12 protein-coding genes and 1 pseudogene are annotated in these 13,993 nt (G+C 56.7%); 2 read left to right on the top strand and 11 right to left on the bottom strand.

What is annotated here, in order from left to right:
- Positions 1-5: 5 nt before the first annotated feature.
- The 11 genes and pseudogenes from ABD982_RS00345 to ABD982_RS00295 all read right to left on the bottom strand — a co-directional run.
- Positions 6-305, bottom strand: a pseudogene (locus ABD982_RS00345) (HigA family addiction module antitoxin); the annotation flags it as partial.
- A 97-nt stretch (positions 306-402) separates the two neighbouring features.
- A complete protein-coding gene (locus tag ABD982_RS00340; RefSeq protein WP_345443254.1) occupies positions 403-1,071 on the bottom strand; it encodes an ABC transporter ATP-binding protein in 669 nt (222 codons plus the stop codon).
- The gene (locus ABD982_RS00335; protein WP_345443252.1) at positions 1,064-2,095 is read right to left on the bottom strand and encodes a hypothetical protein; all 1,032 of its coding nucleotides are present in this window, start codon (positions 2,093-2,095) and stop codon (positions 1,064-1,066) included. Before ABD982_RS00335 ends, ABD982_RS00340 begins: the two co-directional genes overlap by 8 nt.
- Positions 2,079-3,104, bottom strand: a complete 1,026-nt coding sequence (locus tag ABD982_RS00330; RefSeq protein WP_345443249.1) for a hypothetical protein — start codon at positions 3,102-3,104, stop codon at positions 2,079-2,081. The genes ABD982_RS00335 and ABD982_RS00330 overlap by 17 nt, the downstream gene beginning before the upstream one ends.
- Before the next feature lie 782 nt (positions 3,105-3,886).
- Positions 3,887-4,489, bottom strand: coding sequence for a TetR/AcrR family transcriptional regulator (locus tag ABD982_RS00325; protein ID WP_345443246.1), 603 nt, complete (start codon positions 4,487-4,489; stop codon positions 3,887-3,889).
- Positions 4,490-4,585: 96 nt separating this feature from the next.
- Positions 4,586-5,866 carry a phenylacetate--CoA ligase family protein gene (locus ABD982_RS00320; protein ID WP_345445717.1) on the bottom strand — a complete coding sequence of 427 codons (1,281 nt, stop codon included), beginning with the start codon at positions 5,864-5,866 and terminating at the stop codon, positions 4,586-4,588.
- 99 nt (positions 5,867-5,965) lie between these two features.
- The gene (locus ABD982_RS00315) at positions 5,966-6,391 is read right to left on the bottom strand and encodes a PaaI family thioesterase (protein ID WP_345443243.1); all 426 of its coding nucleotides are present in this window, start codon (positions 6,389-6,391) and stop codon (positions 5,966-5,968) included.
- Between the two features lie 172 nt (positions 6,392-6,563).
- Positions 6,564-7,343, bottom strand: coding sequence for an enoyl-CoA hydratase (locus ABD982_RS00310; protein WP_345443240.1), 780 nt, complete (start codon positions 7,341-7,343; stop codon positions 6,564-6,566).
- On the bottom strand, positions 7,340-8,248 hold the full coding sequence (gene mmsB / locus ABD982_RS00305) for a 3-hydroxyisobutyrate dehydrogenase (RefSeq protein WP_345443238.1): 909 nt from the start codon (positions 8,246-8,248) through the stop codon (positions 7,340-7,342). The genes ABD982_RS00310 and mmsB overlap by 4 nt, the downstream gene beginning before the upstream one ends.
- Positions 8,249-8,269: 21 nt before the next feature.
- Positions 8,270-9,031 carry an SDR family oxidoreductase gene (locus ABD982_RS00300; protein ID WP_345443235.1) on the bottom strand — a complete coding sequence of 254 codons (762 nt, stop codon included), beginning with the start codon at positions 9,029-9,031 and terminating at the stop codon, positions 8,270-8,272.
- A 20-nt stretch (positions 9,032-9,051) separates the two neighbouring features.
- Positions 9,052-10,257, bottom strand: a complete 1,206-nt coding sequence (locus ABD982_RS00295; protein ID WP_345443233.1) for an acyl-CoA dehydrogenase family protein — start codon at positions 10,255-10,257, stop codon at positions 9,052-9,054.
- A 276-nt stretch (positions 10,258-10,533) separates the two neighbouring features.
- On the opposite strand from ABD982_RS00295, the gene ABD982_RS00290 reads away from it, so the two are divergent.
- Positions 10,534-12,294 carry an AMP-binding protein gene (locus tag ABD982_RS00290; protein ID WP_345443231.1) on the top strand — a complete coding sequence of 587 codons (1,761 nt, stop codon included), beginning with the start codon at positions 10,534-10,536 and terminating at the stop codon, positions 12,292-12,294.
- Positions 12,295-12,724: 430 nt separating this feature from the next.
- Positions 12,725-13,929, top strand: a protein-coding gene (locus tag ABD982_RS00285) for an IS3 family transposase (RefSeq protein WP_345443228.1) whose coding sequence is annotated in 2 segments (ribosomal slippage) — positions 12,725-13,022 and positions 13,022-13,929 — 1,206 coding nt in all. Because the reading frame shifts where the segments join, the coding sequence is not laid out codon by codon here.
- Positions 13,930-13,993 lie beyond the last annotated feature (64 nt).

Here is a 13,993-nt window from a genome sequence, read left to right as displayed (position 1 = left end):
GAGGCGGCAGATGCTAGCGGAACTATGGCCGCTAAGCTCTCAGCCTGGGTCTCTTCAAGCTGGTCTAGCTCGTAGCGCGCCTGGAGGTTAAGCCAAAATTCAGCGCTGGTGCCAAAATAGCGGGAAAGGCGGGCTGCGGTGTCTGCCGTGATTCCCCGCTTGCCGTGCACAATTTCGTTGATTCTGCGGGGCGGCACCATCATGGCACGTGCAGCTTGATTCTGGCTCAGCCCCAGAGGCTCTAGAAAGTCTTCGAGTAAAATCTCGCCGGGGTGAACCGGGGCGAGGCTAGTGGTAGTCAACAATTTCAGCCCCTTCAGGCTTTCCGCCAGTGGTATGAGGTATAGCCACGACCTATAACGCAAAACGTTATAGAGCAAGAGTTATGTAGACATACCCAACCTAGAGAGTTTCTAGATTCTGCACCCGGTGGCAGGCGGCAGCCAGTAAAGGGTCGTGGGTGGCTAGCAGAACTCCAGTTCCCTGCCCTGCAAGCTGGGCAAAAAGCTCAATGAGGTGCTGGGTACGCCCCCAGTCCAGGGCAGACGAGGGCTCGTCCGCAATTAAGATTTGAGGGTTGCGCATAAGGGCGCGGGCTAATGCCAGTCGCTGTTTTTCACCACCCGATAAGCGGTTAATTTTCTTCTCCAAGGCGACATCTAGCCCTACCTGCTCCAGCTTTTCCTCCGCTAGAGCCCGCCATTCTTTTCGGGGCGGAGTGGGCTTTTGAAAACGCAGGGGCAGCACCAAGTTCTCGTAAGCGCTTTCGTCAGGTAGTAACCCATAGCCCTGAGATAAGAAACCTATGTGCTCCCGGCGTATGGGCGGCAGGCTGGCAGGTTTTGTATAGTCCAGTGGAGTGCCGCGCAGGTAGACCTGCCCTCTGTCAGGTACCTGCAGGCCAGCTACGATATCGAGCAGGGTGGTTTTACCGCAGCCAGATGGACCCATAATCCCTACAATTTCCCCAGCAGCTAGGGTTAGATTGCAGTCTTTGAGAACCTGGCGCCGAGCAGTCCCGTCTGGCACGGTCTTATCTACCCCGTAGGCCTCAAGCAGTAGGTTAGTCACCGATTCGCTCCTTTCGAGAAAGCCGATAGATAGAGAGGATGCCTGGGGCAGCAACCAGCAGCAGGAAACTCAATAGCGCCAGAGGCATGAGGGCACCTCCGCCTGCGGGCCAGGGCGGTGCGGAGTAACCCCCGTTAGAACGCAACAGCCGGTCTACCAGGTCAAATCCCAAATAAAGGGGCAGGGTAAAAGCAAGACCCACAAAAAAGAGGTAGCGAAGAAGTAACACCACCCAGTGGGCGCCATAGAAGGACTGAAGCCGGTAGCTGGGACGCAGTAGTTTCCAAAGGGCTGCGTTAGCGGCAACCGCCAGCACAAGCAATACCAGTAAAGGCAGGAAGAAGGGCAGGTTTTGGTTGAGCGTTACCGCCCACTGTGTCAGTGTATAGGTCCGAGGAGCGTCTCTGTAAGCGTAGAAGCGGCTGGTAAGCCCCTCATCCTTATAGGCCTCATTTATGTTTCCGGCCAACACAGCAAGTTCCTCTGCTGAACAGGAGCAGGAAATATTCTGGGGCAGGGAAACTGTGTCTGCCAGCGGTAAAAAGGGAAGGCTGGTCAGCTGGTCAGGAGGTAGGGAAAGCACTGTGCGCCCATAGTTCTCGCTACCCATCTCAGCTGTAGAAATATTCGTCTGCTCAGCAACTTGGTTGCTGACAAGTACCAGGGCATCTGCATCATCATCTACCAACGAAAAATGTGCCCGGTTCAGCATTCCTTGAACCTCGATGCTTAGCTGGCAGCCGGTGCAGTTTTCCAGCTCTCGGGCAAGCCCAGCTAGAAGGGTGGGGCTTGCCTGTTGCGGGGTGGTAATGGTGCGCTGTTTATGGGCATCTACTTGACTAAGAAAGGCAACCTGACCGTCGGAGCTCTGGCGCCCTGGATTGTTAGCGGCGCCGTCATTGAGAAAGAAAGCAAGGGAATAAACACCGATACACGAAGCCAAAAAGATCAGCAGGCTAATGGGGAGCAGGCGCGGTAGGAACTTTGAGATGTCCAGCAAAGTTCTTTTAGCATGGGATTTCACGTTTGAGCCTCCTGCCTGCACGGTGAAGAAGTAGCCAAATAAGAGCTACCCACCAGAGAATATTTAGAACAACGGTAAGCACCGGGATGAAGAGCGAAGAATATTGGGGGGCCAGGAAGGAGTAGACCAGGGCAAGGCAGGCACCTAGTAAGCTAGCTGAGACCAGCCCCGGTATCAAACGGCGCAACTCGACCTGCTGAGCCTGGTAGCGGCTAGCGCCCAGGGAGAGAGCTGTTGCCATTGAGGAGGTGCGGCCTAGCAGGTAGATAAGAATAAGCGCCGTTGCACAGAGAGCTAGGGTAAGGACGGGCAGTAGGTTAACTAGCCCATAGGGGGAGGATACATAGTGGGCTAGTGTCGGTTGGCTACGTGTATCAACTAGGGAAAAGGTGTAACCCTCATTCTGGGCAAGCTCTTCTAGCACGGCTATGGCGATGTGATTATCGGTGGTGAGGTAGTAGGTGCCAGTGCCAAAAGGTTGGACAGCGGGAGTCGCCAATGCGGTGATACCCGGCTCTTGGTCGATACGGTAGGGCTCATTTAGTGCCGAGATATCAACCGACGAATGAGGTAATAGCACCTCGTAACTAGCCGAGGGAACCTGTCCAAGCACTAGTGCGGTTTGGCTGGCTGGCTCTTCTAGAGCCTGGTAGCTTTGTCCCTCCCCTAGAGTAAAGTTATGGGCTTCATCGAGGACAGTTGCTGTATCAAGTTGACTGGCCGGAACATAGAGAATGGAGACTCGGTGCCCCTGGCTGAACCGGTTAATGTTCTGCGTGAACCCCTGATGTGTCTCTTGCGGGACAGAAGAATCAGAGGCTTCAGGGCTAGGAGAGTTAGAGTCACCAACTTCACCGATAGTAACGGTACTAAGAGCACCGCCGTACCCTAGGAGGGGATGAGCCCCACCGCCTAAGTAGGCAGCGAGACTACTCAGGGCTGAGAAGATGGTCAGGGCAGAGAGCAAGAAGGTGGTAACCACCGCACCCCTGACCATCTTCTTAACCACAGCAGGCTCTCCTTAAAAAATATTAGGATTGATTCTAGTAGTTTGAATATTAAAAATTGTCTTAGGAGCATTAGGATCTATCGTGTCCCATGTTTCTACGATTGTTACTGGACCAGCAGCCCAGCTACGCCCATTGCTGCTGACATAAGAGCATCCTTTATAACTTTTCATGGCACCATTACGCGTATACCAAATACATACACCCGTAATTCGCTGGCCCCCATAAATGTTACCTGCAGCCCTAGCCGTCCCCACATAGCGCACCCAAGCTAGCTCTCTGCTTATTGCATAACTTGAGCCCCAGGCATCTTGAGGCGTCACATAGCTTGCATAGCGACCAAGACCCGTGTCTGACCACTGAATATTTACATCTCCGGCACCAGGAGTAAGAGGAACTTGGAGAGTTTCAATAGTCGCATTTCCCTGTGCATTATTTACGGCATGTGCAGCAGGAAATATTCATAGAGTAGCGACAACTAACAATGTTGAAGTAAGAAATTTACGCATGGCAAATATCCTTTACATTAATTGCCCAAATAAATAAAGGCATTCAATAAATCAGATATTAGTTATTTTTCAATAATCAAATTTATTAAATTACTATCTGATTAAAATATTCTTACCTGAACCATGGTCTGTCAAGGGGAAATAATTAATTTTTCAATAGACAGGTTGTTGGACAGGTCACCCGTAGTTTGACAGAATCTTATTATCGATATAGTTGAAATTTTCACATCATGGGATTTTGGTCTACGCCAAGAATTTTTTCATCCGAATTCGCATCATAACGTATGCCTACCAATACCGTGGAAGGCCATCTCCACGACCGTGTCTGCCAAGGCGTCCACGTCGCTGCCGCGGGTGGGGTCATACCAACCCGATAAGGAGTTAATCATGCCGAAAATCAGACGAGCCAGGGTGGCAGGGTCAGCGTCCTGACGCACGAAACCGGCTTCTTGCGCTGCCCCCACCAGGTTGGAGAGGCGCACCGTCAGCTCACGGCGCTTACCCAGAGCTGCGTCCTCCACCGGGGTGTTGCCGCGCAAGCGCAACAACAGGGTCACCTCAGGCAGATGGTCGGTCAGCACAAAGACGGTCTGACGCACCACAAACTCAAGGCGCTCCAGAGCATCCGCCTCGAGCACTTCGCCCGCTTCAAAAACCTCATCCAGGGCATTGAGTGCCTGCTTGAGGGCAATCTCAAGGATCTCTTCTTTAGACGCCACGTGATGGTAAATCGCGCTTTTGGTGAGCCCCAGTTTCTTAGCCAGCATGTCCATGCTGGTCGCCTCGTAGCCTCGCTCATTGAACTCAGCCACGCACAGACGTAAGACCTCAGCCCGCTCATAGCCGGGGCGGCCGCGCTTCACAGATGTCTTGCTCACCTGTTTCCTTTCATCACAGTGGGGGTGCCACCTGCAGACAGGTGACACCCCCAATGGTAGTAGCCAGATCCCACTTTCTACTAGCTCAACTGACGTTTACTCGCCGGTGCCCTTGGGCTTGTTGCGGTAATCGTAGATACGGCGAATCTTGCCCACCGAGCGGGGCAGGATGTCCGGGTCCAGCACCTCAATGCGGCAACTTGAACCGATCTTGGTTTTGATGTCGTGCAGCAGACGCTTGCCGGCGTCCTCTGCCTGCTGCATAGTGGCGTCCTCACGGCGCTCAATACGCACGGTCATCTCGTCCATGCGGCCTGGGCGGGTGAGCTCCAGGGCGAAGTGGGGTGAGAGTTCAGGTTGCTGCAGGGCCAGCTCTTCTACCTGGGAGGGGAAGAGGTTGACGCCGCGCAGGATGATCATGTCATCGCTGCGGCCGGTGATGCGACCCAGGCGGCGGTGGCCGGGACGCTGGGTGCCGGGCAGCAGGCGGGTGAGGTCGTGGGTGCGGTAGCGGATGATGGGCAACGCCTCCTTGGTGAGGGAGGTAAAGACCAGCTCGCCGGGGCGTCCCACATCAAGCACAGTGTCGTCAAAGGGGTCAATGATTTCGGGGCGGAAATGGTCCTCCCAAAGGTGGGAGCCGTCCTGTGTTTCGCCAGATTCACCAGCAACACCGGGGCCCATGACCTCAGACAGACCGTAAATATCGCAGGCTTTGAGGGTGCCGAAGGTTTTTTCAATCTCGTGGCGCATCTCCTCGGTCCAGGGCTCAGCACCCAGCACCGCGGTCTTGAGACTGGTTTCCTTGGGGTCGATACCCAGCTTGCGGAAACCGTCTGCAATGGTGAGCAGGTAGGTGGGGGTGGAGAGAATCGCATCCGGTTCAAAGTCGCGAATGAGCTGGATCTGCTTCTCGGTCTGGCCGCCAGACATGGGGATGACGGCGGTGCCTAAGCGTTCTGCACCTGCGTGCGCACCCAGACCACCGGTAAAGAGACCATAGCCGTAGGCGTTGTGCACCTTCTGGCCGGGCTTGATACCGGAGAAGCGGAAGCAACGAGCCACCAGGGATGCCCAGGTCGTCAAGTCATTTTCGGTGTAACCCACCACGGTGGGCTGGCCGGTGGTACCCGAGGACGCATGGATGCGGCGCAGGTCGCTCATGGGCACAGCGAAAGCCTTAAAGGGGTAGGCCTTACGCAGAAATTCTTTGTCGGTGTAGGGGAAGAGCTTGAGGTCATCTAGCTCTTTAAAGTCACCGGGGTGCACGTCGTGTTCGTCGTAGAGCTCCTTGTAAGCTGCCACATTTTCGTAGGCATAGTGCAGGCTCCAGCGCAGGCGCTCAAACTGAAGGGACTCAATCTGGTCCCGGCTCATCAGCTCCTCAGCGTCGGGGCTACCGGGGTCAGCAGGCTTAGCCGGTGGGGTGTAGGGGTTCTCCACACTGCAGGGGGGTGCTTTGTAGGTGCTCAATATTTACTGTCCTTCCGAGGCTGTCGGGGGTGTGATGGTGCGCCCGCGGCCGCGGAACTCGGCAATGAGTTGGCCTTCGCAGGTCACGGTGACATCAACCAGGCTGTTGCGCCCGTAGGATGCTGCGAGCTTACCTTCAGCGCGCAGGGTTTGACCCTCGCGTGCTGAGGCTACGTAGTTGATGTCTGCCCCGGATGACACAGTGATTTTCTTACTGAATTCTTCGGGGTTCAAAGAGTTAACGGTGAGGGCAAAAACGGTGTCGGCAAAGGCAAAGGTCATGCCCCCGTGGACGATGCCGAAGCCGTTGAGCATATCGCGGGTGATCGTCATTTCTGCCAGGGCATAGCCCTGGCAGACCTCTAGAACATTAAGGTCCATCCACTCTGTGGCGTAGTCACGCTCAAGCATGGGGTGCGGTTTGGCCACTTTGCCTCCACAAATCATTAGTGACCGATTGGTCAGTTATTGCGATTGAATCTAACCTTGTCACACTTCAATGAGATGCGCAACACCATGACGGTGGCCCAGCAGACAAAGATAGGGGGTGGCCACAGCGCTTTGCACCGTGGCCACCTTGCATCTCTCTCAAAGAGTTTTTTTAACGGTGCTCGAACTTAGCCTCACGCTTCTCCACGAAGGCTGCCATGCCTTCCTTCTGATCGTGGGTAGAGAAGAGCGCGTGGAAGGTGCGACGTTCAAACTGGATGCCCTGAGCCAGAGTGGTTTCAAAGGCAACATTCACTGCCTCTTTCGCCACCTGCGCCACGAACTTGGACTTAGACGCAATAGTCTCTGCCATTTCTAGAGCGGTGGGTAGAACGTCCTCATCCGCCTCTACTAGGCGCGATACCAATCCGGAGCGTTCTGCTTCTTCTGCTCCCATAAAACGCCCGGTCAAGCAGAGATCCATTGCCTTTGCTTTACCTACGGCGCGGGTTAGACGCTGGGAACCACCCATGCCTGGGATGACGCCCAGGTTGATTTCGGGCTGGCCAAACTTGGTGGAGGGCCCGGCAATCAGCATGTCGCACATCATGGCAAGCTCGCAGCCGCCGCCTAGGGCATAGCCGTTGACCGCAGCGACGATTGGGGTGCGCAGGCGGGTGAGGTTATCCCAGTGGGCAAACCAGTCGGCGGCATACATGCTGTCGTAGGTCTGGCTCGACATTTCCTTGATATCGGCACCGGCAGCAAACGCTTTTTCACTACCGGTCAGGACGATCGCCCCCACCCCGGCGTCCGCATCAAAAGCGGTGGCGGCGGCAACAACCTCGCGCATAGTAGCGTCGTTGAGGGCGTTAAGCGCCTTGGGGCGGTTGAGGGTAATAACCCCAACCCTGCCGCGGGTTTCTGTCAGGATATTCTCGTAGCTGCTCATGTCGTCTCCTTTGTTGAAATGGTGCCCGCGATGCGGTTGTAGACATCTGAGAAGTCCTTGCCGCCGCGTCCTTCTTCTACCAGTTCAGCATAGATAGCGGCAGTTCGCGCCCCCAGCTCACCGTTAACTCCCGTAGTTTCTAAGGCGGCGAGCGCCAGTCCCATGTCTTTAGCCATGAGGGCGGTGGCGAAGCCCGGTTCGTAGTCCTTGTTGGCGGGTGAGGTGGGGACGGGGCCGGGCACGGGGCAGTTGACGTTAACGGCCCAGCAGTAGCCCGAGGAGGTGGAGATGACGTCGTAGAGCACCTGATTCTCTAGCCCCAGCTTCTGACCCAGCGCGAAGGCTTCTGAAGCTCCGACCATGGCGATGCCCAGTAGCATGTTGTTGCAGATTTTGGCAGCCTGGCCGGTGCTGTTGGCGCCGCAGTGAACAACCTTTTTACCCATGACCTCCAGCAGGGGGCGCACGCGTTCTAGGCCTGCTTCTGAGCCGCCAACCATGAAGGTGAGTGTGCCGGCTTCTGCACCCACCATGCCACCTGAGACGGGGGCGTCTACTGCCTCAAAGCCTGCCTTTTGTGCCATTTCTGCTGCCTGCAGAGCGTGGTCTACTTCAATGGTGGAACAGTCGAGAAAAAGGGTGCCGGGTTTAGCGGCGGCTAGGAGCGCTGGGTAGGCAGAGAGCACATGGACGCCGGCGGGTAGCATAGTCAGCACAATATCGGCCTGGGCTGCGGCCGCCTCACCGCTCTCGGCAATGGTGATGCCCTTGCTGGCAGCGGTATCTAGAGCTGCGGGCATCAGGTCAAAGCCGTGCACGGTGTAACCGGCTGCTACCAGGTTGGCGGCCATGTAGCCGCCCATGTGCCCCAGTCCGATGAAAGCGATGATGGGTTGGGTGGTCATGATGTCCTCCTAGAGTGGGTTTTAGCGCGGGCCCATGCGCAGGGCGCCGTCCATTCTGATGGTTTCGCCGTTGATGTAGTCGTGTTGGGCGATGAAGACCGCCAGGTCTGCGAATTCCGCAGGGGTTGCCAAGCGTTGGGGAAAGGGGACGCCGGCGGCCAGTGCCTCCCTAAATTCTTCAGTGATACCTGCCATGAGCGGGGTGTCAACGATGCCAGGAGCTATAGTGTTCACGCGAATGCCACTGCTAGCTAGGTCGCGGGCAGCGGGCAGGGTCATGGCAGCCACTCCGCCTTTGGAGGCGGCGTAGGCGATTTGCCCGATTTGCCCTTCAAAAGCGGCGATAGAGGCAGTATTAATAACGGCCCCGCGGCAACCGTCCTCGGTAGCGGGATCCTGTTCTGCCATGACAGCTGCAGCGTTGGTAAGCACATTGAAGGTGCCCACCAGATTGATGCTCACGGTTTTGGCAAAAAGGGCCGGGTCATGCTTGGCCTTTTTAGAAAGGACGCGGGCACCGGGGGCAATGCCAGCGCAGTTGACCACGGTACGCAGGGGCTGGCCCACCTCGTGAACCTGTGCCAGGGCGGCTTCAACGGCGGCGTAGTCGGTAACATCAGCCGCCAATAGGGTTAGTCCTTCCAGGGGTTGGGCACGGTCAATGCTGGGTTGCAAATCTAAACCGCAGACCTGGGCACCCTGGGCAAGGAGCGCCCTGGCGGTAGCATTGCCGATTCCAGAAGCCGCCCCGGTGACCAGGGCAAGGGTGTCATGAAGTTGCACAGAGCGTCCTTTCTAGCGGTTTATACGAAGGCCGAGTAGCCGGTGAGAGCTCTGCCCACAATCAGAGAGTTAATTTCGTAGGTGCCTTCGTAGGTGTAGAGAATCTCGGCGTCCCCAAAGAATTTAGCCATCTCATAATCTGTGGTGATGCCGTTACCACCCAGTACCTCACGCCCGAGTGCAGCGCTCTGACGGGCAAAGCGGGTGGCTGTTGCCTTAGCCATGGCGGCATGCACCATATCCAAAGTGCCGTTCTTCTGCATACGGGCGCAGTTCATCATGAGCCCTAGTGCTGCCTGAGCATTACTCATGATTTCTGAAATGCCTTTTTGCACCAGCTGGAACTTAGCCAGCGGTTTACCGAACTGCTCGCGGGTAGTGGCGTACTCGCGGGCGATATCAAAGATGCCGATCTGGATGCCGTAGCCCTGCCAGCCGACCCAGGCGCGGGAGTTGCGCAGCATCTCGTTGGCGGCATCAAAGTTAACGGCACCAGGCAGGTGGGCACTAGCCGGCACGCTCACATTATCGAGGGTGATGTGAGCGTTCTGCATGATGCGCAGGCCAATTTTGTTGCTAATCTTTTCAGCTGAATAACCGGGGGTGTCGGTGGGCACGATGAATGCCTTAATTTGCTGGTCAGCGGTGTCCCTTGCCCAGACCAGGGCGAAGTCTGCGATGGTACCCATACCAATCCAGCGCTTTTCACCCTTAATAATCCAGTTCTTACCATCAAAGGTGGCACTGGTTTCCAGACCACCTGCGATGTCAGAGCCGTGGGCGGGTTCGGTCAGCGCAAAGGCGCCGGTCAGTTCGAAGTTCTCTAGCTTGCGCAGCATGTCTTTTTTCTGCTCTTCAGAACCTAGAGCGTTGACCATGCCCAGCACCAGCTCATTGTGGATGCCCACCAGGGCCGAGAGGGAGACGTCCACGCGGGTTACCTCAGCGTAGACCAAGCCACGAAAGAGCCAGGAGGTGCCACTTGTTTCTAGCCGCGCCAGGCCCACTTCTGCCATACCTTCTAGGAGGTGGAAGGGGAACTCTTCGCGGTTCCAGTAATCGGTGACCTGGGGGCGTACTTCTTCTTGTAGATATTTTCGGATCCGCAGGAACCACTCTTTTTCATCCTCGGGGAGCAGGTTGAGCACCCCAAAGGGGTCAATATCGGGGAAGGGCAGGGGTTTAGCGGGTGGATTTTGAACCATACCTCGGATGTGGGTGGTCATCGAGTTTTCTCCTGGCTGGTATCTGTGCAGGGGCCGGTGGGATCACCACTCTCACCACAGCACTGTGATGTGAGACATAAATTAAGACCAAGTTACCCCCTCTGTCAAGAATATGTAAACCCTTTCCGGACAGATTAAGGCAGATAGTCACCACATGACGCCACTGAGGGTGCCAGTACGAAAATTCCTTGACAGCCCCCAAAAAACAATCCTACAGTGACTCAGAACACCTTTATTTTGACGCCCCAGAGCTACCCCCTGGCCAAAAGGAGAAGCATGAGCATTACCGAACAGTTCCGCACCGCCCGAGACCAGCTAGTTGCTCTGCGTGAGGAGTACAAAGTAGCTAGAGAAGAGTTCAACTGGCCCCAGTTCGAGCACTTCAACTTTGCCCTCGATTGGTTTGACCAGGTGGCCGCCAGTGAGGAACGCAAGGATACCCTGGCGCTCGTAATTGCTGAACAGGACGGCAGCCATATCACCCGCACCTTCGGTGAGCTGTCGCGTCGTTCCTCTCAAGTTGCCACCTGGTTGCGCTCCCTGGGGGTAGAGCGCGGTGACCGCATTATTCTTATGCTGGGCAACCAGGTGGAGCTGTGGGAGACCATGCTGGCAGGCATCAAGCTGGGTGCCGTGCTCATGCCCTCCACCGAGATGCTGGAACAGGCAGATTTGGATGACCGCATTGAACGCGGCGAGGCCCGATGGGTCATCACCAACTCCGCTAACGTAGCTAAATACGAGACCGTAACCGGCGATTTTACTGTCATTGAGACCGGCGACTTCACCGAGGGTGCTGTCACAAACCACCCGCACGTTAGCTACCTAGATGCCGACGGCGCACCCGAGGAATTTACACCTGATGGGCCCACCCCGGCGTCCGACCCGCTGCTGTGGTACTTCACCTCTGGCACCACCTCCCGCCCCAAGATGGTGGAGCACACCCACACCTCCTACCCCGTGGGCCACTTATCCACCATGTACTGGATTGGCCTGGAACCGGGCGATGTACACCTGAATGTCGCCTCTCCTGGCTGGGCTAAGCACGCCTGGTCGAATGTCTTTACCCCCTGGATCGCTGAGGCGACGGTCTTCATTTACAACTATTCTCGCTTCGATGCTGCAGCTCTCATGCAGAATATGCAGAAGCACGGCGTGACCAGTTTCTGCGCCCCACCCACCGTATGGCGTATGCTCATCCAGGCTGATTTGAGCCAGCTCAAGACCCCACCCACCAAGGTAGTTGCTGCCGGCGAGCCATTGAACCCCGAGGTTATCTCGAAGGTTCGTTCCGCGTGGGGTGTTGACATTCGCGACGGCTTTGGGCAGACCGAAAGCACCGTCATGATTGCTAACACCCCTGGTCAGGAGCTTAAGGTGGGTGCCATGGGGCGCCCCCTTCCCGGCTACGAGATTGCTCTACTGGACCCCCTCAGCAAGCCCGCCGCAGAGGGTGAGATTTGTGTGCGCCTGAGCCCCCGCCCGGTGGGTCTGATGATCCAGTACAAGGGTGACCCCGAGAAAACCGAAGAAGCATTCGATGGCGGCTGGTACCACACCGGCGATATTGCCGAGCGGGATGAAAACGGGGTCTTCACTTATGTGGGCCGCGCCGATGATGTCTTTAAGGCGTCCGACTACAAGCTCTCCCCCTTCGAACTGGAGTCAGTCATTATTGAGCACCCGGCGGTTGCTGAGGCGGCAGTGGTCCCCTCCCCGGACGAAATCCGTTACGCGGTCCCCAAGGCATACGTTGTGCTAGCTGGGGGCTATGAGCCCACCGCTGAGACCGCCCAAGAAATTCTTAAGTATTCCCGGGATAACCTGGCGGCCTATAAACGTATTCGCCGTCTGGAATTCTTTGACCTGCCCAAGACGATTTCGGGCAAGATTCGCCGCGTGCAGCTGCGTGCCCGTGAGAAGGAGTTCCACGGTGAGCACGGCGAGCTGAAGACCCAGGCACTAGCAGCTCGCACCACCACCGAGGGCTACGGCCACGAGTTCTCTGACACCGACTTCCCCGACCTCAAGGGCTAGCGGCTAAACACGGCAGGACGCTGGGGCGGGCACTACTGGTAATACCAGCTGTGCCAGCGCCCCGGCGTCCTCTGCATTGAGCGTTTTGTCGGTGGAAATTACCGTGCCAAAGAATGCCACAATAGCTTTACATATTGACCGTTACCCATCTGCACTATTACTAGGCCCCGGAGACAACATCTTATGAATCCTGAACCTCCCGGGGTTAGTCTCAACAGCATTAGTTTTAAGCTTCTTTGGTGGGGCACCTTTCTCAATACTTTTGGTGTTGCTTTCAGCGCCGGCGCTATCTCAGTGCTGGCAATTCAAGAACTAAAGTCCCAGACTCCTTTGTGCCCTTCATGCTGGGTTTTTCAAGGGGACCTGACCCCTGTTTGGTAGACACCCGACAACCCGGCTTTCTGCCGGGGAAGAAAGGTAACCTGCCACCATGCCCAGCAAGACCTACACCGAGGAATTCCGCCACGACGCGGTCGCCCTCTACGAGAATTCCCCCGGCGTATCGATCAACGCCCTCGCCACCGAACTCGGCGTCAACCGCAACACCCTCCAGATCTGGGTCCGCAAATACGGCACCGGCGCCCGCACCACCACCAGCACCGAGGCCGCCTCGCAGACCCCGACATCGGTGACCGATGCCGAACGTATCCGCCAGCTGGAACGGGAAAACGCCCGACTGAAGGAAGAGCGCGACATCCTGCGCAAGGCCGCGAAATATTTTGCGGAAGAGACGACCTGGTGATCCGCTTCCAGTTCGTTGACGACGCCAAGAACAGCCATTCGGTCAAGCGGTTATGTGAGGTTCTGAAACTCAACCGGTCCTCGTATTACAAATGGAGAAACACCTCCTCCGCCAGGACACAACGCCTGCTCAGCGACGCGATCCTCGGCGCACGGGTCAAGGCCGTGTTCGCCGCAGAACGCGGCTGCTACGGCTCCAAACGCATCACGGCGCAACTCAACGACGACTCGCCCGGCAGTCCGGTCAATCACAAGAAAGTCGCCCGGATCATGCGCTCGTTGCAACTGGTTGGCTACTCCAAGAAACGCAAGGTCACCACGACTGTCTCGGATGGGAGGAAGCCGGTGTTTCCGGATCTCGTCGGCCGGAGGTTCACCGCCCCGGCACCGAACCAGGTCTACGTCGGCGATATCACGTACCTGCCGATCGCGGACGGGTCGAATATGTACCTGGCCACGGTCATCGACTGTTTCTCCCGCCGGCTGGTCGGCTTCGCGATTGCCGATCACATGCGTTCTTCCCTGTTCCAGGACGCCCTGGTGATGGCCAAGGGCCAGCGCGGAAGTCTCGACGACGCAATTTTTCACTCGGACCATGGCAGTGTCTACACTTCCCATGCGTTCCAGGACACGTGTACGCAGCTGGGGATCCGGCAGTCGATGGGCGCGATCGGCAGCAGCGCTGATAACGCCCTGGCGGAGTCCTTCAACGCCGCGTTGAAGCGTGAGGTCCTCCAGGACGCAAAGACGTTTGCCAATCAGTTGCAGTGCCGGCGAGTTGTTTTCCGCTGGTGTACCCGCTACAACACCACGCGTCGGCATTCCTGGTGCGGGTATCTCGCTCCAGCAGTGTTTGAGGAGCAATGTCCTGTTACGCTGAGATCTGCTTCCTGATCACATCCCCCGTGTCTACTTTCCGGGGGTCGGGCCCCCTCCAGCCGGTCGGTGAACTTGGCGG

Source organism: Rothia endophytica, from assembly GCF_039543885.1.
Lineage (GTDB): Bacteria > Actinomycetota > Actinomycetes > Actinomycetales > Micrococcaceae > Rothia > Rothia endophytica.
Note: the sequence above shows the minus strand (reverse complement) of the source record. Positions and strands in the feature narration are given on the sequence as shown.